The following is a 22,903-nucleotide window of genomic DNA, read 5'->3' as shown; positions in this document are numbered from 1 at the left end:
GATGGCCGTTGATATGAGCCTGCCGGTACCCGGCCGCGTGGCCCGCCAGGCTTCCCGTGCGCAAATCGGCGACCGCATCTTTGTTCTGGGCGGCAAGCTGCTGTTGCTGTGCCTGTTGGGCGTCGCCGTGCTGCTGCCGTTGCTGGCGATCTTCTGGCGCGGTTTCAGCGCCGAAGACGGCCAGGGCGGCGGCCTGGTGGCCGCGCGCGAGTTGCTGACCAGCGCCAACTTCCATTGGTTGCTGGGCAATAGCCTGAAGGTTTCCCTGAGCGTCGCGATCATTGTCGTACCCCTGGCCTACCTGTTTGCCTACGCCCTGCAACGCACGCTGATTCCCGGCAAGACCCTCTGGCGCGGCCTGTCGTTGCTGCCGCTGATGGCGCCGTCGATGTTGCCGGGCATCGCCCTGGTGTACCTGTTCGGCAACCAGGGCATGTTGCGCGGGTTGCTGTCAGACAACATCTACGGCTTCTGGGGGATTGTCCTCGGTGAAGTGATCTACACCTTTCCCCACGCGCTGATGATCCTGCTGTCGGCGTTGTCCCTGGCGGACGCGCGGCTGTTCGATGCCGCCTCAAGCATGGGCGCCAGCCCGGCCCGGGCGTTTCGCAGCATCACCTGGCCGGCGACACGCCAGGCGGTGTTCGCCGCGTTCTGCCTGGTGTTCACCCTGACCATCACCGACTTCGGCGTGCCGGTGGTGGTGGGCGGCGACTATCAAGTGCTGGCGCTGGAAGCCTACAAGGCCGTGGTCGGCCAGCAGCAATTCGGTCGTGGTGCCCTGATCGGCATGGTGCTGCTGTTGCCGGCGCTGCTCAGTTTTGCGGTGGATACCTGGCTGCGCCGGCGCCACGGCGACTCCATGAGCGGCCGCGCCCAGGTGTTCCAGCCGGCGCCATCGCGCCTGCGTGATGGCTGCTACCTGGCGATTGTGCTGCTGATCTGCGCGGTGCTGCTGTTGGTGTTCGGCATGGCGGTGTATTCGTCGCTGGTGAAGTTCTGGCCGTACAACCTGTCGCTGTCGCTCAACCACTACCAGTTCAATGACACCGCCGGCGGCGGCTGGCTGGCCTATCGCAACAGCCTGACCATGGCGATCTGCACCGCACTGATCGGCAGCGTACTGATCTTCACCGGCGCTTATCTGATGGAAAAGACCAAGGGGCAAAAAGGCCTCAACCTGGCGCTGCGCATGCTCAGCTTTGTGCCGATGGCGGTGCCGGGCCTGGTGCTGGGCCTGGGCTACGTGTTCTTTTTCAACCTCAACGGCAACCCGCTGCATGTGCTCTACGGGACCATGACGCTGCTGGTGGTGTGCACCATTGCTCACTATTTGACCACCGCGCAAATGACCGCCACCACGGCCCTGCGCCAACTCGACGCCGAGTTCGAAGCCGCCGCGCTGTCGCTCAAGGCGCCGCTGTACCGCCACTTTTTGCGGGTGACCGTACCGATCTGCCTGCCGGCGCTGTTGGACATCCTGCGCTACCTGTTTGTCTCGGCGATGACCACCGTATCAGCCGCGATCTTTCTCTACAGCCCCGACACCATCCTCGCCGCAGTGGCCGTGCTGAACATGGACGACGCCGGCAACGTAGGCGGCGCGGCGGCCATGTCGACCCTGATTCTGTTCACCTCAGCCAGCGTCTCGCTGCTGCTGGCGTGGGCCTCACGCGGTTTGTTGCGCCGCTCCCAGGCCTGGCGCCAAACCGCGCCCGGTCAATAACTCTGCCCCCCACAAGGAAACGCACCATGTTCAAGCCCCTGGCCCTCGCCGCTGCTGTGCTCACCGCGTTCAGCCTGAATGCCTTTGCTGCCAAGACCGAGTTGACCGTGTACACGGCCCTTGAAGCCGAGCAGTTGAAGACCTACAAAAAAGCCTTCGAGGCGGCCAACCCGGACGTCGAGATCAAGTGGGTGCGCGACTCCACCGGGATCATCACCGCCAAGCTGCTGGCAGAAAAAGCCCGCCCGCAAGCCGATGCGGTGTGGGGCCTGGCGGCTTCCAGCCTGGCGATCCTCGATCAGCAAGGCATGCTGCAAAGCTATGCGCCAAAGGATCTGGACAAGATTGGCAAGAACTACCGCGATGCCGCCAACCCACCGGCCTGGGTCGGCATGGACGTGTGGGCCGCGACGATCTGCTTCAACACCGTCGAAGCCGAGAAACAGGGCCTGAGCAAACCCATCAGCTGGCAGGACCTGACCAAGCCCGAGTACAAGGGCAAGATCGTCATGCCTAACCCGGCGTCGTCCGGCACCGGTTTTCTCGACGTCAGCGCCTGGTTGCAGACTTTCGGTGAGAAGCAGGGCTGGCAGTACATGGATGACCTGCACCAGAACATCGGCCAGTACGTGCACTCCGGTTCCAAGCCGTGCAAGCTGGCGGCTTCGGGTGAGTTCCCGATCGGCATTTCCTTCGAATACCCGGCGGTGCAGTTGAAACGCCAGGGCGCGCCGCTGGACATCGTCTTGCCCAAGGAAGGCCTGGGCTGGGATATCGAAGCCACTGCGGTGATCAAGGGTACGGCCCACCCGGAAGCAGCGCAGAAACTCGCCGACTTCTCCGCCAGCCCCGCAGCGATGGAGCTGTACAAGGAAAACTTCGCGGTGCTGGCCCAGCCGGGCATTGCCAAGCCGCAGACCGAATTGCCGGCGGACTATGAGCAGCGCCTGATCAAGAACGACTTTGCCTGGGCCTCGAAGAACCGTGACAACATCCTGGCTGAATGGCGCAAGCGCTATGACGGCAAGTCGGAGAAAGTGGCAGGTCAATAATATTCGTTGGGGCTGATGGCCTTATCGCCGGCAAGCCAGCTCCCACATTTGAAGGTGTTCACAATTCACCCTGTAGGAGCTGGCTTGCCGGCGATAGCGGTCTGCAATTCGCTACATCACTTAATTCTGGGGAGAGGCCTAATGAAAGCTGAGCAGGTAGTCGCCGAGGTCTTTGCTCTGTATGAACAGCATGGCGCTGCCGATTATATCGGCGAGCCGGTGTCGCAGATCGAGCATATGTCCCAGGCCGCGCAACTGGCCATGGCCGAAGGCTTCGACGATGAAGTGGTGCTGGCGGCGTTCTTTCACGACATCGGACATATCTGCGGCCAGGGTGGCGCGAACATGGGTGGCTACGGCGTGGTCAGCCACGAACGCCTGGGCGCCGATTACTTGCGGCGCGCCGGGTTCAGCGAGCGCCTGGCGAAACTGGTGGAGTATCACGTGCAGGCCAAGCGTTACCTGACCTTCAGCCGGCCGGACTATTACGCACGCTTGAGCGAGGCCAGCCGCCGCACCCTGGGTTACCAGGGCGGGGTGATGACGGCCGACGAGGCCCGCGCGTTCGAGCAGGACCCGCTGTGCGCGGTGAGCCTGCGCATGCGCCACTGGGATGAACAGGCCAAGGAAATGCACGTGCCGCTGCTCGACCTTGAGGTGTTGAAGGCCAAGGCCCGGCAACTGCTGGCGGCCTAGGCCTCGTCCAGGCGTTGGGCCAGGGCCTCGATCTGTTCCTGGCGCTCGGCCTGGCTCAACCTTGGGTGAGGGTTGAGCGATGACCATTGCGGATGGGCGCGCGCCTTGTGCAAGGCGTCGGGCAGTTTGCCTTCGCGCCAGCTCTTGTCCTGCGGGGTGTCGACCTTGATGCTGTGCAGCGCCGCATGCCCGCGCAGGTTCAGGGCCTTGAGCAACTGGCGCTGGCGCAGGGCCAACAGGCGCAACACGCTGTCATCCACGGTCAGTTCGCGCTGGCCCTTGATCTTGCCCAGCAGACGGCTGCCGTAGCTGCGCGCGGTTTGCAGCGCGCCGCCGGCAATCGCCCCGGCCAGGGCGGCTGCGCCCAGGGTCAGGCCGCCCACCAGCAAATCCACACCGGCCCCGGCTGCGGCCCCCGCGGCAATCCCGCCGCCGACCCGCACCCCCAGTTGCTTGAGGGTTTCGGGGTTGAACAAATCATCACCCCAACGCCCGTCCAGCAACGGCAGGTCGCTGGCTGCAGCGTCTTGCGGGCGGAAGCCGTAGAGTTTGAGCAGGGCCTCGACGCAACGTTGTTCGCGCTGGCGCACGGCCTTGCGCAGATCGCTGATGGCTTGCTGTTCATCCTCGGTGACCACGCTGCGCCGGCACGCGGCGCAGTCGATCAGCAGCTCGGCGATCAGGCGCGCGGCGCTTAGCTGGCGCGCCTGGCGCTGGGCTTCCTGGTCGAGGATCAGCCGTTCCAACTGTGGTCGCGAGCTTTCCAGCAACAGGGCGAGGCTTTCATACAACCGCCGCTCGCCATCCTCGGGGGGCGCCACGCTGTCAAAGCGCACCAGCGCGTGCAGGCCCAGGCGGGCCAGGGCTTCACGCCAGTCCGGCTCGCGGTGTTCGGCGCTGCTGACAAAGTTGAGCACCGGCAGCAGCGGTTTGCCGCAACTGGCTAGCACTTGCAGCTCGTCGCGGTACTTGGCCAGCACCGGCTCCCGGGCGTCAATCACGTACAGGCCGGCGTCGGACGCCAGCAACTGACGCAAGACCTTGGCCTCCTGCTCAAAGCGCTGGCGGGCTTCGCTGCCTTCGAGGAAACGCGCCAGGCGCGCCGGGCCATCCAGGCGTTCACCGGGGCGGTCGAGGCGTTCGAGGTAGTCGAGCAGGGCGATGGCATCTTCCAGGCCTGGGGTGTCGTACAACTCCAGCAAGGCTTCGCCGTCGACCGACAAGCGTGCACCTTCGACATGCCGGGTGGTGCTGGGGCGGTGGGACACTTCGCCAAAGCCCACGTCTCGGGTCAGGGTGCGCAGCAGCGAGGTCTTGCCGACGTTGGTGTGGCCGACCACCGCCAGTTTCAGGGGTTTAGTCATGACCGGTCTCCAGCCAGGTGAGCGGCGCGCAATCGGCGAAGGGCAAGTCCAGTTGCTGCAACGCGCTGTGCCAATCGCCGAGGCGCTCGGCATCCAGCGCCTGGCCCGGTGGTGCTTGCAGCAGCCAGACGCGGGTAGCGCTGGCGCTGCGGGCCAGCTCGCCGATCAGCGCGAGGCTGCCGCGATCCGGCGAGCGGCGTGGGTCGCAGGCGATCAGCAGGCGTGCCGGCGGGAAGCGGGTCAGTTGCTCCAGTAGTTTGTGGCGCGATTCGCGGCTATCGAGGATGCCGGCGTCCTTGACCGTGGCCGGCAACTTGGGCGGCCAGGGGCGCTGGTCGTCCAGTTCGATGGCCACCAGCAGGGCGCCATCGCTGTGCAGGTCGCTGGCACCGCCGCTGACGTGGTGCAACTGCGGCGGCGCGGCATCGTTGACGCCAAGGCGTTCGCTGCTGGGCATCAAGGCTTCGCGCAAGTGGCTGTAGCCGGGCAGGTTGAGGTCCAGGCCCAGGGCTGCGCGCCCGCGTTTCCAGCGCCATAGGCACAGTACGGCGAGGATCAGCCTTGGCAGCAAGCCATAAACCAGCAACACCCCTACCAGCCACGCAGCCCAGGCCTGGCGGGCGCTCTCGATATTCAGCGCCGAATCGCCGCTGGCGCGGATCATCTCCACGCTGGGTACGCTGAAACCGAGCAGCGCGGGCAGGCTGCCCAGGGCCTGGGTCACGCTGACAAAGGTGTCGGCGCCAAGGATGGTGGTTTCCCAGACAAACCCGTAGCGCCGGGTGGCCATCAGCGTCAGCAGGATCACCAGCGCGCTGCACAGTGCCAGCAGCCACAGGCCATTGACCAGCACACCCACCGCCCAGCGGTTGAGCTTATGGCGTTGCAGCAGCAACAACAGCGCTGGCGCCAGTTGCGCGGCCTTGGCATCGCGGGCGAGTTTTTCGCTGAGCCACAACCACAGGCGGCCGAGGCTGGCGCTGTGTTCGCCGGCAAACAGCAGGCCCAGGGCCCAGCTCAGCAGCAGGATCAGGTTCAAGCCCAGCAGGCTGCCCAGGGCCCAGAACACATTGACCGGGGCCAGGCCGTTGCCCAGGGCGGCGAAGGCCAGGCCAGCGCCGCTGACGATGGCCAGCACCATCAGCACGATCAGCGCCAGGCGTGCGCCTTGCAGCCAGTGGAGCAGGGCGGCGTGCAGGCCGTCACGCTCGGCCAGCCACAACGCGCGGTTTTGAATGCGCGTCGGCAGGTCGCCGCCGTGGCTGCGGGCCAGGCGATTGGCTTCCTGGTCTTCCAGGGGGCCAGCGTGTTCTTCACGCAGGCGCACGGTTTCCGTCAGCCAGAGTGTGTGCAGGGGGTTCAGAGCAGTCACGCGCCGTCCTGTTGTGTCAGTGAGCCTGGAGCATAACCGCTGGCCCGCGCCTCTGGTATTCTCGTCGCCATGAAAAAAACTCTCCCTTTAAGCCTGATCGCAGCCCTCGGTGAAAACCGCGTGATCGGCGTCGACAACAGCATGCCCTGGCATTTGCCGGGGGATTTCAAATATTTCAAGGCCACCACCCTGGGCAAGCCGATCATTATGGGGCGCAAGACCTGGGACTCCCTGGGTCGACCGTTGCCGGGTCGCTTGAACATAGTGGTCAGCCGTCAGACCGATCTGGTGCTCGAAGGTGCGGAAGTTTTTCCGTCCCTCGATGCGGCAATTGAGCGAGCCGAGGCCTGGGCGCTGGAGCAGGGCGTGGACGAGCTGATGCTGATCGGCGGCGCGCAACTGTATGCGCAGGGGCTGGAGCAGGCGGATCGCCTGTATCTGACGCGGGTTGCGTTGAGCCCGCAGGGGGATGCGTGGTTTCCGGAGTTTGACTTGAACCGGTGGACGCTGGTGTCGAATGTGCAGAATCCGGCAGAAGGCGACAAGCCGGCGTACAACTTCGAAGTCTGGGAAAAGGCCTAAAAGCATCGCCGGCAAGCCGGCTCCTACAGGACCGTGTAGGAGCCGGCTTGCCGGCGATAGCGCTCTATCAGGCCTGCGCCAACTCAGCATGCTCATCGGCATTGAGCAGCTCTTTATCGGTCTGCTGCATGATCTGGCTGGTAATCGCCCCGGCGGTCATCGAACCATTCACGTTCAACGCCGTGCGGCCCATGTCGATCAGCGGCTCCACGGAAATCAGCAACGCCACCAACGCCACCGGCAAGCCCATGGCCGGTAGCACGATCAGCGCGGCAAACGTCGCACCGCCGCCCACACCGGCCACGCCGGCTGAACTCAAGGTCACAATCGCCACCAATGTTGCGATCCACAGTGGGTCCAGCGGGTTGATGCCCACGGTCGGCGCCACCATCACGGCCAGCATCGCCGGATACAGGCCGGCACAGCCGTTCTGGCCAATCGTCGCGCCGAACGAGGCGGCGAAGCTGGCGATGGACTGCGGGATGCCCAGGCGGCGGGTCTGCGCCTCGATGCTCAGCGGGATGCTCGCCGCGCTGGAGCGGCTGGTGAAGGCAAAAGTCAGCACCGGCCATACTTTGCGAAAGAAGCGCAGCGGGTTGATCCCGGCCAGCGACAGCAGCAGGCCGTGGACCACAAACATCAGCCCCAGCGCCAGGTAGGACACCAGCACAAAGCTGCCGAGCTTGATGATGTCTTGCAGGTTGGAACTGGCGACCACTTTGGTCATCAGCGCCAGCACCCCGTAAGGAGTCAGCTTCATCACCAGGCGCACCAGGCGCATCACCCAGGCTTGCAGGGTGTCGATGGCGTTCAGCACCTTCTGGCCTTTTTCCACGTCGTCCTTGAGCAGTTGCAGCGCGGCAACCCCCAGGAACGCAGCGAAGATCACCACACTGATAATCGACGTCGGCTTGGCCCGGGCCAGGTCGGCAAACGGGTTCTGCGGGATGAACGACAGCAGCAACTGCGGGATATTCAGGTCGGCGACCTTGCCTGCGTAGTCACTCTGGATCACCTGCAGGCGTGCCAGTTCCTGGGTGCCGGCCACCAGGCCTTCGGCGGTGAGGCCGAACAGGTTGGTCAGGCCGATACCGATCAGCGCCGCAATGGCGGTGGTGAACAGCAGCGTGCCGATGGTCAGGAAGCTGATCTTGCCCAGGGACGCGGCGTTATGCAGGCGGGCCACGGCGCTGAGGATCGAGGCGAACACCAGCGGGATCACGATCATTTGCAACAGCTGCACATAACCATTGCCCACCAGGTCGAACCAACTGATCGAGGCCTTGAGCACCGGATGGCCGGCGCCGTAGATGGTGTGCAGGACCACACCAAACACCACCCCGAGCACCAGGGCCAGCAGGACCTTCTTGGCCAGGCTCCAGTGGGTGCGACGGGTTTGGGCCAGGCCTAGCAATAAGGCCAGGAACACCAGCAGATTGAGAATCAGCGGCAGATTCATTGAAGCTCCAAGTAAATGGCTGCCAGTCGCCTGAGCGTGCGACTGCGAACCGGAAAGCCTAACAGCTTGAAATATATTGATTTAATACCTTTATGGAATGGCTACTGTCGTTTTTGGAATAAGGGCCTGGCGCCCTGACATATGCCGGTGGCGGTTTCAGGACGCAGACGGTCGTGCTGGTGCCGGGAACGGTCACACGGATTTGTTAGCGTCGATGTCTTTCACTCAGGGAGAAAACGCACATGAAGCTCACGTCGAGACTGTTTGCCGCCGCGCTATGCCTGGGGCTTGCCAGCCAGGTCATGGCCGCCACCGAGTTGAAGCACTGGCCGGCACCCGCCGCCAAGCAACTCAATGAAATGATTGCGGCCAACGCCAACAAGGGCAATTACGCGGTGTTCGACATGGACAACACCAGCTACCGCTTCGACCTCGAAGAGTCGCTGTTGCCGTACATGGAAAACAAGGGCCTGATCACCCGCGACAGTCTCGATCCATCGCTCAAGCTTATGCCGTTCAAAGACACCGCCGAGCACAAGGAAAGTCTGTTCAGTTACTACTATCGCCTGTGCGAAGTGGACGACATGGTCTGCTACCCGTGGGTCGCCCAGGTGTTTTCAGGCTTTACCCTCAAGGAACTCAAGGGTTACGTGGATGAGTTGATGGCCTCCGGCAAGCCGGTGCCGGTCACCTACTTTGAAGGCGATGTGGTGAAGAACATGGAGGTGCAACCGCCGAAAATCTTCACCGGCCAGACCGAGCTGTACAACAAACTGATGGAAAACGGCATCGACGTGTACGTGATGACCGCCGCCTCTGAAGAGCTGGTGCGCATGGTCGCCTCCGATCCGAAGTACGGCTACAACGTCAAGCCGCAGAATGTCATCGGGGTCAGCCTGTTGCTCAAGGACCGCAAGACTGGCGAGCTGACCACTGCCCGCAAGCAGATCAGCGCCGGCAAATACGATGAAAAGGCCAACCTCAGCCTGGAACTGACCCCCTACCTGTGGACCCCGGCGACCTGGATGGCCGGCAAGCATGCGGCGATCCTCACCTACATCGACGAGTGGAAAAAACCGCTACTGGTCGGCGGCGACACCCCTACCAGCGACGGCTACATGCTGTTTCACGATGTGGACGTGGCCAAAGGCGGCATCCACTTGTGGATCAACCGCAAGGACAAGTACATGACCCAGCTCAACGGCATGATGGCCAAGCATGCTGCGGCCCAGGCCAAGGAAGGGCTGGCGGTGACGGCGGACAAGAACTGGGTGATCGTCAAGCCCGATGAAATCCAGTAACCCTGTGGGAACTGGCTTGCCTGCGATAGCATCACTGCGGTGTGGCAGGTAGACCGGGTCGCCTGGATCGCCGGCAAGCCAGCTCCTACATTTGATCTCCTGTGGTTTGGCAATTCAGGCAGGCAAAAAAATGCCCCGCACGTGGCGGGGCATTTTTATGGGCGGGGCTTACAGGCCGTCGAGCATGGCCTTGTTACGCACCGCACCCTTGTCGGCACTGGTGGCCAGCAGGGCGTAGGCCTTGAGGGCGGTGGTGACTTTGCGCGGACGCTTCTCCACCGGTTTCCAGCCTTTCTTGTCCTGCTCGACCCGGCGTGCGGCCAGTTCTTCGTCGCTGATCAACAGGTTGATCGAGCGGTTCGGAATGTCGATCAGCACCTTGTCGCCATCCTGCACCAGGCCAATCGCGCCACCGGCAGCGGCTTCTGGCGAAGCATGGCCGATGGACAGGCCCGAAGTGCCGCCCGAGAAGCGCCCGTCGGTCAGCAGCGCACAGGCTTTGCCCAGGCCCTTGGATTTCAGGTACGAGGTCGGGTAGAGCATTTCCTGCATACCCGGGCCGCCTTTCGGGCCTTCGTAGCGGATGATCACGATGTCGCCTTCTTTCACTTCGTCGGCGAGGATGCCGCGCACCGAGCTGTCCTGGCTTTCGTAGATCTTGGCGCGACCCTCGAACACGTGGATCGACTCATCCACGCCAGCGGTCTTCACCACACAGCCGTCGAGGGCGATGTTGCCGTAGAGCACGGCCAGGCCGCCTTCTTGCGAGTACGCGTGTTCGACACTGCGGATGCAGCCGTTTTCACGGTCGTCGTCCAGGGTGTCCCAACGGGTCGACTGGCTGAAGGCCGTCTGGGTCGGGATGCCGGCCGGGCCGGCCTTGAAGAAGGTGTGCACGGCTTCGTCGTCAGTCTGGGTGATATCCCACTTGGCGATGCCCTCGGCCATGGACGTGCTGTGCACGGTCGGCAGGTCGGTGTGCAGCAGGCCGCCACGGGCCAGGGAGCCTAGGATCGAGAAGATCCCGCCGGCGCGGTGCACGTCTTCCATGTGGTACTTCTGGATGTTCGGCGCGACCTTGCACAACTGCGGCACATGCCGGGACAGGCGGTCGATGTCGCGCAGGTCGAAGTCGATCTCGGCTTCTTGCGCTGCGGCCAGCAAGTGCAGGATGGTGTTGGTGGAACCGCCCATGGCGATATCCAGGGTCATGGCGTTTTCGAACGCCTTGAAGTTGGCGATATTGCGTGGCAATACCGACTCGTCGTTGTCGGTGTAGTAACGCTTGCACAGTTCGACGATGTTGCGGCCGGCCTGCAGGAACAGCTGCTCGCGGTCGCTGTGGGTGGCCAGTGTCGAACCGTTGCCCGGCAAGGCCAGGCCCAGGGCTTCCACCAGGCAGTTCATCGAGTTGGCGGTGAACATGCCGGAGCACGAACCGCAGGTCGGGCAGGCGCTACGCTCGTATTCCGCGACTTTCTCGTCAGAAGCGCTGGAATCGGCGGCGATGACCATGGCGTCCACCAGGTCCAGGCCGTGGGAGGCGAGTTTGGTCTTGCCGGCTTCCATCGGACCGCCGGAGACGAAGATCACCGGGATGTTCAGGCGCAGGGATGCCATCAGCATGCCGGGGGTGATCTTGTCGCAGTTGGAGATGCAGACGATGGCGTCGGCGCAGTGGGCGTTGACCATGTACTCCACGGAGTCGGCGATGATCTCGCGGCTCGGCAGGGAATACAGCATGCCGTCATGGCCCATGGCGATGCCATCATCCACGGCAATGGTGTTGAATTCTTTTGCTACGCCGCCAGCACGTTCGATCTCGCGGGCGACCAGTTGGCCCAGGTCCTTGAGGTGGACGTGGCCCGGTACGAACTGGGTGAACGAGTTGGCAATCGCGATGATCGGCTTCTTGAAGTCGTCATCTTTCATCCCCGTGGCACGCCACAGTGCGCGGGCGCCGGCCATGTTGCGGCCATGGGTGGATGTTTTCGAGCGGTAATCTGGCATGGAGCACTCCGGGCGGCTAATCAGGTACTAAATAGGGGAGTGAGCTTCTATTGACGTCTGGAGCACCCGAAAAATGGCCGTGTGTCCGGAAGTTGCCGCAAACGTTACGGGATCGCCGTGCGCATTGGCCTTGAGCTCATAAACCCGCCGGGGGATGACTGGCGATGAATAGGGTCGATTCTACACCGCTGGCGTCGGGAGGGAATGGCGAGAAGCATGTCCCGGGGCTTTATCGCCCGACCCTCGTATTTGTCAGCCAGCCCCAGAGGCTGAAGACGATAAAGCTTGCGGCAATGGTCATCAGCAAATGCGTTCCGGTTTGCGCAAGGGCTGCGCTGCTGATGGCGGCCGTCAGGAACATGATGCTGTTGCCCGCCGAGGCGGCCGTGCCCGCGCTGCTTGAGAACAGCAGCATCGCCGCCGAAATGGCCGCCGGGCGCACCAGGGTCACGGCCAGGGCGCTGATCAGCATCGGGATCAGCAGGGTTATGGTGGTGATGGCGTCAAGGCTGACAATCAGCATCAGTAGCACACCGGCCACCAGCAGTAACCCCAGGCCGATATTGATTTGCCGGGCCAGCGAGATGCGTTTTTGCAGAAACGAGGCCGCCACGCCGCCCAGCAGATAGGCCACGCCGTAGACCATCAGCACCAGGGCGTACTGGTATTCGGACAGTTTCAGCCCATCCATGAACATCAGGGGTGTGACGCTGATCAAGGCAAAGTAGCAGGCGAACACCAGTGCGGCGATCCACCAGTAGCGCAGGAAGTCCCGGTTGCCGGCCACGGCTTTCAAGGTGGCGATGATCGACACCGATGCGCGATGGGGGCTGGCGGACTTGGTGGGCAGGATGCACAGCGCATGGATCAGCATGCCCAATGCCATCACCGCGAACCCGTAGAAGCTGCCTTGCCAGTCAAAGGTGGTTTGCAGCCAGGAGCCGATCAGCGGCGAAAGGGCGACGAACGAGCCGCTCAGGGTCATGTAATACAGGCGCACGCGAGCCCGGTCCTGTTCGTCGAACAGGTCTTCCACCAGGGCGTGGCCCAGCACGAAGAAGCCACAGCCCATGGCCTGCACGCTGCGAAACAGCAGGAAGGTCAGGTAATCCTGTGCCAGCGTGCAGCCTATCGCCCCCAGGATCGACAGTGTGATGCAGCCAAGCAGGACTTCCTTGCGCCCCCATTTATCCGAGAGTGGGCCGGCGATCAGTTGGGAGACCGAAAAGACCAGGGTAAACAGGCTGATAGACAGCGCGACATTGGCGCTGGGCGTGTCGAACCTGGCGGCGAGGGCCGGAAATGAAGGCAGCAGGATATTGATCGGGAAGAAACTGATCAGGGAAATGCAGGTGATGAGGATGAAGCGGGAAAGATACTGGCGTTTGGCTGGGCCATCGAGGACGGGCGAGCAGGTGGAATCAGACATTGTTTTTGTTTTCCGCAGTGAAGCCAGAAACCGATACTAGTCTGCAAAAAGTGGAATTCAATCAAAATCGTCGAGGGAAATTTCCTGAGGGCGTATGGCTTGCGACGGTAGGAAAATCTTTCTGACACTGCACAAAAAAAGGTGGGAGCTGGCTTGCCTGCGATAGCGGTGTAACAGATTAAAAATCTGTAACTGATACACCGCTATCGCGAGCAAGCCCACTCCCACCTTTGATCTGCGTGTTACTTAGCTATTGGGCAGCAACCGGCACGTGATGCTCTTGATGTAGCGCGTCTCGGCAATCGCCGGGTGCACCGGGTGGTCCGGGCCCTGGCCGCCACGTTCGAGCATCTGGATATTGCGGTCCAGATGGCGGGCGCTGGTCAGCAGGATGTTTTGCAGGTCGTCTTCAGGCAGGTGCATGGAGCACGAGGCGCTGACCAGGATGCCGTCCTTGCTGAGCAGGCGCATGGCTTGCTCGTTCAGGCGGCGGTAGGCGCCCTCGCCATTCTTCATGTCTTTTTTGCGTTTGATGAAGGCCGGTGGGTCGGCGACGATCACGTCGAAGCGTTCTTCGCTGGCTTTCAATTCTTTGAGGGCTTCGAACACGTCGCCTTCGATGCAGGTCATTTTCTCGGCAACACCGTTCAACGCGGCGTTGCGCTCTACGCCATCAAGGGCGAAAGCCGAGGCGTCGACGCAGAACACTTCACTGGCGCCGAACGCGGCAGCTTGCACGCCCCAGCCGCCGATGTAGCTGTACAGGTCGAGAACGCGCTTGCCTTTGGCATACGGGGCCAGGCGTGCACGGTTCATGCGGTGGTCGTAGAACCAGCCGGTCTTCTGGCCCTGGATCACCGGGGCTTCGAATTGCACGCCGTTTTCTTCCAGGGCAACCCACTCTGGCACCAGGCCGAACACGGTTTCGACGTAGCGGTTGAGGCCTTCGGCGTCGCGCGCGGCGGAATCGTTCTTGAACAGGATGCCGCTGGGCTTGAGCACTTGGGTCAGTGCGGCGATCACGTCTTCTTTATGGGTTTCCATGGTCGCCGAGGCGATCTGCACCACCAGGATATCGCCGAAACGGTCGACCACCAGGCCCGGCAACAGGTCGGAGTCGCCGTAGACCAGGCGGTAGAACGGCTTGTCGAACAAGCGGTCGCGCAGGGACAGGGCGACGTTGAGGCGGTGCACCAGCAGCGACTTGTCCAATGGCAACTTGATGTCGCGCGACAGCAGGCGCGCGCAGATCAGGTTGTTTGGGCTCATGGCCACGATGCCCAGGGTCTTGCCACCGGCCGCTTCGAGGATGGCCTGGTCGCCTGCCTGGAAGCCGTGGAGTGGGGTGGCGGCCACATCGATTTCGTTGCTGTAGACCCACAGGTGGCCGTTGCGCAAACGACGATCGGCGTTGGCTTTGAGACGCAGGCTTGGCAGGGACATGACGTCGCTCCGGAAAAAAGAGCGGGAGTATACCGTGTTGTGTCGTTGTTGGCCGCGCCGCCGGACATGTGGGAGCTGGCTTGCCTGCGATCCAGGCGACTCGGTCTGTCTGTCGCACCGCAGCGATGCCATCGCAGGCAAGCCAGCTCCCACATTTTGCTCCGGTTTCCAATCCGGCTTTTGAGGTGTCGGTCAGGTTCCCATCGGGGTTAGAATCGCCCCCTAGCCTAGAGTGTGTATTTATGTCCCAAGAGCTTTCCGCCGAACAGATCCAACAGGCCCTGCAAGGCATCAGCGTGCCGCCCCAACCGCAAATCATGGTGGATTTGCAGATGGAGCAATACATGCCCGATCCGGACCTGGAGGTGATTGCGCGGCTGATCTCCCAGGACCCCGGCCTGTCCGGCTCGCTGCTGAAAATCGTCAACTCGCCGTATTACGGCCTGAGCAACAAGATTGCCTCGATCCAGCGCGCGGTGAACCTGTTGGGCAGCCGCTCGATCGTCAACCTGATCAACGCCCAGTCGATCAAGGGCGAGATGAGCGACGACACCATCGTCACCCTCAACCGGTTTTGGGACACCGCCCAGGATGTGGCGATGACCTGCCTGACCCTGGCCAAGCGCACCGGCTCCCAGGCGGTGGACGAAGCTTATGCCCTGGGGCTGTTCCACGATTGTGGTGTGCCGCTGATGCTCAAGCGTTTCCCGGACTACATGAGCGTGCTGGAAGACTCCTACGCCAAGGCAGGGCCCTATTGCCGGGTGGTCGACACCGAGAACCGTGCGTTCCACACCAACCACGCGGTGGTGGGCTACTACACCGCCAAGTCCTGGCGCCTGCCGGAGCATGTGACCAACGCCATCGCCAACCACCACAACGCCCTGGCGATTTTCAGCGATGAGTCGGCGCGCAACAGCCCGCTGAAAAACCTGCTGGCGATCCTGAAGATGGCCGAGCACATTTGTGCGTCCTATCGGGTGCTGGGCAACCAGACGGTGGACCATGAATGGGACAGCATCGGCCACCTGGTGCTGGATTACGTGGGCCTGTCGGACTACGACTTCGAGAGCCTGAAGTTGTCGATCCGCGAGCTGGGCGCGCACTAACCTTTCTATCGCGAGACGAATATGCCTGAGCTGCCAGAAGTCGAAACCACCCGGCGCGGAATTGCGCCGCACCTGGAAGGCCAGCGGGTCAGCCGCGTGGTGGTGCGTGAACGGCGCCTGCGCTGGCCGATCCCCGAAGACCTCGATGTGCGGCTGTCCGGGCAGCGCATCGTGCTGGTGGAGCGGCGGGCCAAGTACCTGCTGATCAACGCCGAAGTCGGCACCTTGATCAGCCACTTGGGCATGTCGGGCAACCTGCGCCTGGTGGAAGTCGGCCTGCCGGCGGCCAAGCACGAGCATGTGGATATCGAGCTGGAGTCGGGCCTGGCCTTGCGCTACACCGACCCCCGGCGCTTTGGCGCGATGCTCTGGAGCCAGGACCCGCACAACCACGAACTGCTGTTGCGCCTGGGGCCGGAGCCGTTGACTGACCTGTTCGACGGTGAGCGCCTGTTTCAGCTGTCCCGTGGGCGCTCGATGGCGGTCAAGCCGTTCATCATGGACAACGCGGTGGTGGTGGGGGTGGGCAATATCTACGCGACCGAGGCGCTGTTTGCCGCCGGGATCGACCCGCGCCGGGAGGCCAAGGGCATTTCCCGTGGGCGTTACCTGAAGCTGGCGATCGAGATCAAACGCATCCTCGCGGCCGCCATCGAGCGCGGCGGTACGACATTGCGCGACTTTATCGGTGGCGATGGGCAGCCGGGGTATTTCCAGCAGGAACTGTTTGTCTACGGGCGTGGGGGCGAGGCGTGCAAGGTCTGCGGCAGTGAGTTGCGCAATGTGATGCTGGGGCAGCGGGCGAGTGTGTTTTGCCCCAAGTGCCAGAGCTGAGGTTCGCGGGTGCTGCGAATGGCCTCATCGCAGGCAAGCTAGCTCCCACATTTGAAGGTGTTCACAAGTCAAAATGTGGGAGCGGGCTTGCCCGCGATGAGGCCCTCCCAGCCACCACAAGGTCTCAGGCCTTGCCGGTAATCAACCGGTACTTCTCCATCAACTGCTCTTCAGTCTCAGGGTGCGCCTCATCCAGCGGGATGCAATCGACCGGGCATACTTGCTGGCACTGGGGTTCGTCGTAGTGGCCGACACACTGGGTGCACAGGTTGGGGTCGATCACGTAGATCTCTTCACCCTGGGAAATGGCAGCGTTCGGGCACTCGGGTTCGCAGACGTCGCAGTTGATGCAATCGTCGGTGATGATCAGGGACATGGAAACTCCTGCCAGGGCGCTCTGCCAAGGCATCTGAAAAACTAATGCGCGCAATTGTGCCGCATTGGCGCCCGCAGTGCGAGCGGGCGCCGGTCGAGCGGTCTTACTTCTTGAAGCGCAGCGTCAGCGCATCGGCGACCGCAGGGTGCACAAACTTGGTGATATCCCCACCCAATGCAGCGATTTCCCGCACCAGGGTCGAGGAAATGAACGAGTAACGCTCCGACGGCGTAAGAAACAGGCTCTCTACGTCCGGCGCCAGTTGGCGGTTCATATTGGCCAGCTGGAATTCATATTCGAAGTCCGACACCGCCCGCAGGCCACGCAGGAACACATTGGCGTTCTGTTCCTTGGCAAAGTGCGCCAGCAGCGTCGAAAAGCCCACCACTTCAACGTTGGGCAGGTGCTTGGTGACCTCGCGGGCCAGCTCCACGCGCTGTTCCAGGGGAAACAGCGGGTTTTTCTTGGGGCTGGCCGCGACCGCGATGATCACATGGTCGAACAAGCGCGAGGCGCGTTCGACCAGATCGCCATGGCCTTTGGTAATCGGGTCGAAGGTACCTGGGTACAACACTCGGTTCATCGCGTCGTCCTGGCGGAGTCCGTTGGGGAACCGGATGGTATCGCAGCCATCCCGGTCGGCCAAGTCAACTTATTCAGAAGAAAGCACTATAGACACCGCGAATACCTGGTTTTTTCATGCTGTTTTCAGACGTTCAGCCAGCGCCGTCGCCAGTTGCGCAGTCAGGCCGTACACCGAAAGCTGGGGGTTGGCGCCGATGCTGGTGGGGAACAGCGAGCCGTCGTGGATCGACAGGTTACGCAGTTGGTGATGCCGCCCAAGGCTGTCGGCCACGGCGTTTTTCGGCTCTTCGCCCATGGCGCAACCGCCCATCACATGGGCGCTGCCCAGGCAGGTGCGATGCAGTTCCAGGTTCAGGCCGTCAATCAGGCTGCGAGCCTGCGCCAGTGTGTTGACGTAGCGCGCGTCGTGGTGCAGCGGCTTGACCGACTTGGCGCCGGCGGCAAACTGGATCTCGGCCATGCTGTGGAAAGCCCGGCGCAGGCCGTCCCAGGCGTAGGGCGAGACCTCGTAGTCGAGCACCGGCGTGCCATCGCCGCGCAGGCCGACGCTGCCGCCCTGGCTGTCGGGGTGGAAACCGTCGCGCAGCAGCGCCAGCATGGCGTGGGTCTTGGGCAACTGGCTCATGTCCAGGGCGTTCTGCGTGCCATAACCCCCGAACAATGTGCTGGCCAGCGCCGGGTGCAACGGCGGCGCTTCGAGCTTGTAGGACATTTTGCCGGTGGTGCCGTCCTGCCATTGGAAGTGGTCGGAGTAAATCGACTGCGGCGCGCCGTAGAACGGGTTGATCACCTCGTCGAACAGCCCCGCAGAAAAATTCACCAGATGCAGGAACGTGCGCTTGCCCAGGCGCGAATGCGGGTCGGGTGCGTCCGAGCGCATCAGCAGCGCCGGGCTGTTGATACCGCCGCCGGCCAGTACGTAATGCTTGGCTTTGACCGTGATCTTGCGGCCGGTAGGCGCTACGCAGCGTGCATCCATGGCCACGCATTCGAGGCTGGTGATGGTGTCGCCGCTGAACTTCAGGCGCTCGGCGCGAGCCAGGTACAGCAACTCGCCGCCTTGCTCCAGGGTCGAGGGAATGGTGGTCACCAGCATCGATTGCTTGGCGTTGACCGGGCAGCCCATGCCGCAATAGCCCAGGTTGAAGCAGCCGCGCACGTTGCGCGGGATCACGTGCCAGCTGTAGCCGAGCTTTTCGCAGCCTTTGCGGATCACATCGTTGTTGGGGTTGGGCGGCACGGCCCAGGGAGCGATGCCCAGGCGCTGTTCCATCTTTTCAAACCACGGTGCCATCTCGGCGCTGCTGTGGCCCTTGACCGCGTACTCGCTGGCCCAGTGGGACAGCGTCGGGTCGGGGGTGCGAAAGCTCGAGGTCCAGTTGATCAGCGTGGTGCCGCCCACGGCGCGGCCTTGCAGGATGGTGATGGCGCCGTCCTTGCTCATGCGGCCGATGCCTTCCTGATACAGGCTGGCGTAGGCCTCGTCTTCCAGTAGCTTGAAGTCGCTGCTGGTCTTGAGCGGGCCTTCTTCGATCAGCAGCACCTTGTAGCCGGCGGCGCTGAGAATCTCTGCGGTAGTGCCGCCGCCTGCGCCGCTGCCGATGATCGCGACATCGGCTTCCAGCACCAGGTCCTGGTCGAGGGCGGCGCCGTTATGGGTTTTCCAGCCGCGGGCCATGCCATCGCGGAACACATCAGGTACGGGCATTAGCTTGTTCTCTTATTGTTTTGGCTACGGAGTGGCTATCAAAGTGGGTTGCCAAGGTCAGATCTTCGGTGGCCCGGGGTACCCGCAATGGGCCCAGGACTCGGGCCGAAAGTACCAGGCCATGATCACCAGCTTGAGCAGCGAGCCCTGGCCCATGCGCAGTAGGTTGAGGAAGCTGTTCTCCCAGCGATGCAGGAAGTTGCGGATCTGCTCGCTGCTGGCATTTTCCCAACTGCCCCAGATGCCGGTCAGCGGGCCACGGGTGACGGCCATGCCCAGTACGTCGAACAATTGCTGGGTCAGCTTGAACATCTCCGGCGACAGGTGCAGCAGGCTGTAATCGAGTTTTTTCAGGGTGTCTTCAATGCCTGCCGCCACCACCTCGGCGCTGGCCGCGCCTTCGAGTAACACCGGGATCACTGCGCGCAAAAACGGCAGGTCGCTGTTGCGCAGCATGGCAAAGCCGCTGGCGGGGGTGCTGCTGGAGCAACCGCTGAGGCTGGCGCCAAGGCCTGCGGTGGCCAGGAAGGCGCTGGCGCACAGGCCGATTTTCAAGACGCCGCGCCGTGACAGCGCGGGTGATTCAGTCAGGCTAGGGTTCATTTTTATTGTGGTCCCGGTGGTAACGGTTTTAGCGCACGAACAGCTTCTGGATCAGTTTCTGGATGGCTTTGCCATACGGTGGGTAAATCAGCTTGGCCGCATTCAGGCGTTGCTTGATCAGCACCCCCTTGGCCTTGCTGAACGTGAGGAACCCTTCATGGCCGTGGTAGTGGCCCATGCCCGACGGGCCGATGCCGCCAAAAGGCATATCGTCCTGGGCCACGTGCAGCAGGGTGTCGTTCAAGCACACGCCGCCGGAATGGGTCTCGTGGAGTACGCGATTCTGTTCGGCCTTGTTGTAGCCGAAGTAATACAGCGCCAGTGGGCGAGGGCGTTGGTTGATGTAGGCAAACGCCTGGTCGATCCCGCGATAGGGCACGATGGGCAACACCGGGCCGAAAATCTCGTCCTGCATCACGGTCATTTCATCGCTGACATTCAGCAGCAGGCTATGGGCCATGCGCCGTGCCTGGCCCTGGTCATAGAGCGGCACCAGGGTCGCGCCCTTGTCGGTTGCGTCCTTGACGTAGGCATTGAGCCGGGCGAGTTGTCGCTCGTTGATGATGGCGGTGTAGTCCGGGTTGTCGGCCAGGGTCGGATAAAACCCACGTACCGCCTGGGTGTAGGCCTCGACGAAGCCGTCCACACGGTCTTCGGGAACCAGCACGTAGTCCGGCGCCACACAGGTTTGCCCGGCATTCAGCGCCTTGCCGAATGCGATCCGTTCAGCGGCATCCTTGAGCGGCACATCGGCCGAGACAATCGCCGGGGATTTACCGCCCAGCTCCAGGGTGACCGGGGTCAGGTGCTCGGCGGCGGCGCGCATCACATGCTTGCCGATGCTGGTGGCACCGGTGAACAGCAGGTGATCGAACGGCAGCTTGGAGAACGCCATGCCCACTTCTGCTTCGCCGAGCACCACGCACACCAGGTCTTCGGGGAAGATTTGCGCCAGCAGGGTCTTGAGCAACTGGCCAGTGGCAGGGGTGGATTCGCTGAGCTTGAGCATCACCCGGTTGCCCGCCGCCAACGCGCCGACCAGCGGGCCGATGGCCAGGTACAACGGGTAGTTCCAGGGCACGATCACCCCGATGACGCCCAGGGGTTGATAGATCACTTTGGCAGATGCCGGCTGGAAGGCTATACCTACAGCGCGGCGCGACGGTTTCATCCAGCCCTTGAGGTGTTTGCTGGCGTAGTGAATGCCATGCAGGCTGGGCATCAGTTCGGCGAACAGGGTTTCGTCGGCACTGCGATGACTGAAATCGCTGCTGATGGCCTCGATCAGCGCCTGGCGCTCATCGCTGAGCAGGTCGCGCAAGGCCTTGAGCCACTGCTGGCGCTGCGCCGCCGTTGGCATCGGGTTGGCCGCGTAGGCGCGGCGCTGAGCAGCGAACAGGTCCTGGAGTTGGTCCAGCGCCTGGGAATCTTGCAGGTAGGCAACGTTGGCAGACATGGCGCAGTTCCCGATTGTTATTGGAATACCTGCGTTTTTAGAGTTATTGCTCTATTTTGTCAAATGACTTCGCGGCAACATGCAGTTTTATCCTGGCAAGGATAGACCGTAAGATGTTTGCATCAGGATTCCAGAAGCCGATACCCCATGGCACCACGAGTAAAGACCAGCGAACGCATTGTGCAAACCAGCCTGGAGCTGTTCAACCAGCAGGGCGAGCGCAGCATCAGCACCAACCATATTGCCGCCCACATGGAAATATCCCCCGGCAACCTGTACTACCACTTCCCGAACAAGCAGGCGATTATCGCCGTGCTGTTTCGCGAGTACGAGGCCCTGGTAGACAGCTTCCTGCGCCCGCCCCAGGGGCGGGCCATGGTGGTCGAGGACAAGCGCTTCTACCTGCAGGCGGTGCTGGCCGGCATGTGGCGCTACCGCTTTTTGCACCGCGACCTTGAGCATTTGCTGGAAAGCGACCCGGAACTGGCCACCGGGTACCGGCGCTTTTCCCAGCGCTGCCTGATCCAGGGCGGCGCGATTTACCGGGGGTTTGTCGAGGCCGGGATCCTGAACATGGACCCGGTGCAGACCGAAGCCTTGACCCTCAACGCCTGGATTATCCTCACCTCCTGGGTGCGCTTTTTGTGCACCACCAACGAGAACTCCGCACACCTGAGTGCCGAGGCGATCAAGCGCGGGGTGTATCAGGTGCTGGTGCTGGAGGCGGGGTTTATCACGCCCCAGGCCAAAGAAGCCGTGGACGCGTTGTTCAAGGAATTTTACGTGCCTCTAAGTCAGGCACTGGAAGAAGTGAAGTAGGCCCTTTCCCGAACGTATTTCCAGGAGTCCGTCATGCCGCTTGCGCAACTGATCAGCCCGCAACAACTGGCCGAACGCCAGCAGCACGCAGGCTTAGTCATCCTCGATTGCCGTTTTGCCCTGGAAGACCCGGATTACGGGCGTTGCAGCTATGCCGAAGGGCATATCGAGGGGGCGCAGTATGCGGACCTGGAGCGCCATCTCAGTGGGCCAGTGACCAAGGGCGTGACTGGTCGCCATCCGCTGCCGGCGCCCCAGGTGCTGGTCCAGCAGTTACAGGCCTGGGGCGTCAATGCCGACAGCGAAATCGTGCTGTATGACGACGGCCCTGGCGCGTTTGCCGCCCGTGCCTGGTGGCTGCTGGTGTGGCTGGGCAAGCGTGACGGTGTGTCGATCCTCGATGGTGGCCTGAAGGCCTGGCACAGCGCCGGTTTCCCCTTGAGCCTGGATGCGCCGAGCACCGAGCCTGGCACCTTTGCCGGCAGCCCGGACAACCATCTTCTGCTGGACACCGAGCACCTGCAAAAACGCCTGGGCCAGCCGGGCCTGACCTTGATCGACGCCCGTGCCTTGCCGCGCTTTCGCGGTGAAGTGGAACCCATTGACCCGATTGCCGGGCATATTCCCGGCGCGCAATGTGCGGCGTTCAGCGAGAACCTGGGCAGTGACGGGCGCTTCTTGCCGGTGTCGCAGCTCAAGCAACGGTTTGCGGAAAAGCTGCAAGGCCGCTCGCCCCAGGAATTGGTGGCGTATTGTGGCTCGGGTGTGACGGCGTGCCACAACCTGTTTGCCTTGAGCCTGGCGGGGTATCCGTTGGGCAAGTTGTATGCGGGGTCGTGGAGTGAGTGGATCAATGATCCGCAGCGCGAAATTGCTACCGGCGATTAAGTGGGTAATCCCCGATCAAATGTAGGAGCGGGCTTGCCCGCGAATGCGGTGTGCCAGCCACCGAATTTATTAGCTGAAACGCCGCATTCGC

20 protein-coding genes are annotated in these 22,903 nt (G+C 62.5%); 9 read left to right on the top strand and 11 right to left on the bottom strand.

Annotated elements, in window-relative coordinates:
* The first annotated feature begins 1 nt into the window (after position 1).
* From ACSSVH_RS24860 to ACSSVH_RS24850, 3 genes are all read left to right on the top strand, one after another.
* Positions 2-1,726, top strand: coding sequence for a putative 2-aminoethylphosphonate ABC transporter permease subunit (locus ACSSVH_RS24860; protein ID WP_170057574.1), 1,725 nt, complete (start codon positions 2-4; stop codon positions 1,724-1,726).
* Positions 1,727-1,752: 26 nt separating this feature from the next.
* The gene (locus ACSSVH_RS24855) at positions 1,753-2,778 is read left to right on the top strand and encodes a putative 2-aminoethylphosphonate ABC transporter substrate-binding protein (protein ID WP_057440401.1); all 1,026 of its coding nucleotides are present in this window, start codon (positions 1,753-1,755) and stop codon (positions 2,776-2,778) included.
* A 141-nt stretch (positions 2,779-2,919) separates the two neighbouring features.
* Positions 2,920-3,474, top strand: coding sequence for a phosphonate degradation HD-domain oxygenase (locus tag ACSSVH_RS24850; RefSeq protein ID WP_492633850.1), 555 nt, complete (start codon positions 2,920-2,922; stop codon positions 3,472-3,474).
* Here ACSSVH_RS24850 and ACSSVH_RS24845 read toward each other — a convergent pair.
* Together ACSSVH_RS24845 and ACSSVH_RS24840 are read right to left on the bottom strand one after the other, a co-directional pair.
* Complete coding sequence (locus tag ACSSVH_RS24845; protein WP_169954954.1) at positions 3,471-4,838, bottom strand: DUF3482 domain-containing protein; 1,368 nt, start codon at positions 4,836-4,838, stop codon at positions 3,471-3,473. The genes ACSSVH_RS24850 and ACSSVH_RS24845 overlap by 4 nt on opposite strands.
* A complete protein-coding gene (locus ACSSVH_RS24840; protein ID WP_432754746.1) occupies positions 4,831-6,210 on the bottom strand; it encodes a DUF2868 domain-containing protein in 1,380 nt (459 codons plus the stop codon). The genes ACSSVH_RS24845 and ACSSVH_RS24840 overlap by 8 nt, the downstream gene beginning before the upstream one ends.
* A 69-nt stretch (positions 6,211-6,279) precedes the next feature.
* Between ACSSVH_RS24840 and ACSSVH_RS24835 the strand changes: the two genes are divergently transcribed.
* Positions 6,280-6,792 carry a dihydrofolate reductase gene (locus ACSSVH_RS24835; protein WP_169954952.1) on the top strand — a complete coding sequence of 171 codons (513 nt, stop codon included), beginning with the start codon at positions 6,280-6,282 and terminating at the stop codon, positions 6,790-6,792.
* A gap of 67 nt (positions 6,793-6,859) precedes the next feature.
* On the opposite strand, the gene ACSSVH_RS24830 is transcribed toward ACSSVH_RS24835, so the two are convergent.
* A complete protein-coding gene (locus ACSSVH_RS24830; RefSeq protein ID WP_169954951.1) occupies positions 6,860-8,251 on the bottom strand; it encodes an L-cystine transporter in 1,392 nt (463 codons plus the stop codon).
* A 242-nt stretch (positions 8,252-8,493) separates the two neighbouring features.
* Here ACSSVH_RS24830 and ACSSVH_RS24825 point away from each other — a divergent pair, with 242 nt between their 5' ends.
* Complete coding sequence (locus tag ACSSVH_RS24825) at positions 8,494-9,552, top strand: HAD family hydrolase (RefSeq protein ID WP_492633849.1); 1,059 nt, start codon at positions 8,494-8,496, stop codon at positions 9,550-9,552.
* Between the two features lie 168 nt (positions 9,553-9,720).
* On the opposite strand, the gene ilvD is transcribed toward ACSSVH_RS24825, so the two are convergent.
* From ilvD to ACSSVH_RS24810, 3 genes are all read right to left on the bottom strand, one after another.
* Complete coding sequence (gene ilvD, locus ACSSVH_RS24820) at positions 9,721-11,562, bottom strand: dihydroxy-acid dehydratase (RefSeq protein WP_492633848.1); 1,842 nt, start codon at positions 11,560-11,562, stop codon at positions 9,721-9,723.
* A gap of 229 nt (positions 11,563-11,791) precedes the next feature.
* Positions 11,792-12,991, bottom strand: coding sequence for an MFS transporter (locus ACSSVH_RS24815; protein WP_492633847.1), 1,200 nt, complete (start codon positions 12,989-12,991; stop codon positions 11,792-11,794).
* A gap of 246 nt (positions 12,992-13,237) precedes the next feature.
* Complete coding sequence (locus ACSSVH_RS24810; protein ID WP_492633846.1) at positions 13,238-14,434, bottom strand: class I SAM-dependent rRNA methyltransferase; 1,197 nt, start codon at positions 14,432-14,434, stop codon at positions 13,238-13,240.
* A gap of 296 nt (positions 14,435-14,730) precedes the next feature.
* Here ACSSVH_RS24810 and ACSSVH_RS24805 point away from each other — a divergent pair, with 296 nt between their 5' ends.
* A complete protein-coding gene (locus tag ACSSVH_RS24805; protein ID WP_492634735.1) occupies positions 14,731-15,543 on the top strand; it encodes an HDOD domain-containing protein in 813 nt (270 codons plus the stop codon).
* A 21-nt stretch (positions 15,544-15,564) separates the two neighbouring features.
* Positions 15,565-16,377: a bifunctional DNA-formamidopyrimidine glycosylase/DNA-(apurinic or apyrimidinic site) lyase gene (mutM, locus tag ACSSVH_RS24800; protein WP_057440389.1), complete on the top strand. Its 813-nt coding sequence runs from the start codon at positions 15,565-15,567 to the stop codon at positions 16,375-16,377.
* A gap of 124 nt (positions 16,378-16,501) precedes the next feature.
* Here the strand turns inward: mutM and ACSSVH_RS24795 are convergent, their stop codons facing one another.
* From ACSSVH_RS24795 to ACSSVH_RS24775, 5 genes are all read right to left on the bottom strand, one after another.
* Positions 16,502-16,753, bottom strand: coding sequence for a YfhL family 4Fe-4S dicluster ferredoxin (locus tag ACSSVH_RS24795; protein WP_003213796.1), 252 nt, complete (start codon positions 16,751-16,753; stop codon positions 16,502-16,504).
* 103 nt (positions 16,754-16,856) lie between these two features.
* Entirely contained in the window at positions 16,857-17,336 is a 480-nt protein-coding gene (gene coaD, locus ACSSVH_RS24790; RefSeq protein WP_003176711.1) for a pantetheine-phosphate adenylyltransferase, read from the bottom strand.
* A gap of 114 nt (positions 17,337-17,450) precedes the next feature.
* On the bottom strand, positions 17,451-19,046 hold the full coding sequence (locus ACSSVH_RS24785; protein WP_492633845.1) for a GMC family oxidoreductase: 1,596 nt from the start codon (positions 19,044-19,046) through the stop codon (positions 17,451-17,453).
* A gap of 57 nt (positions 19,047-19,103) precedes the next feature.
* Complete coding sequence (locus ACSSVH_RS24780; protein WP_169954945.1) at positions 19,104-19,649, bottom strand: twin-arginine translocation pathway signal protein; 546 nt, start codon at positions 19,647-19,649, stop codon at positions 19,104-19,106.
* 28 nt (positions 19,650-19,677) lie between these two features.
* The gene (locus ACSSVH_RS24775; protein ID WP_169954944.1) at positions 19,678-21,105 is read right to left on the bottom strand and encodes a coniferyl aldehyde dehydrogenase; all 1,428 of its coding nucleotides are present in this window, start codon (positions 21,103-21,105) and stop codon (positions 19,678-19,680) included.
* 147 nt (positions 21,106-21,252) lie between these two features.
* Between ACSSVH_RS24775 and ACSSVH_RS24770 the strand changes: the two genes are divergently transcribed.
* Both ACSSVH_RS24770 and ACSSVH_RS24765 read left to right on the top strand, forming a co-directional pair.
* Positions 21,253-21,924, top strand: coding sequence for a TetR/AcrR family transcriptional regulator (locus ACSSVH_RS24770; protein WP_029300622.1), 672 nt, complete (start codon positions 21,253-21,255; stop codon positions 21,922-21,924).
* A gap of 33 nt (positions 21,925-21,957) precedes the next feature.
* Positions 21,958-22,812, top strand: a complete 855-nt coding sequence (locus ACSSVH_RS24765; protein WP_492633844.1) for a sulfurtransferase — start codon at positions 21,958-21,960, stop codon at positions 22,810-22,812.
* The last annotated feature ends 91 nt before the right edge of the window (positions 22,813-22,903 follow it).

This window comes from Pseudomonas sp. HC1(2025), from assembly GCF_058742075.1.
This window is presented reverse-complemented; position numbering and strand designations above follow the sequence as displayed.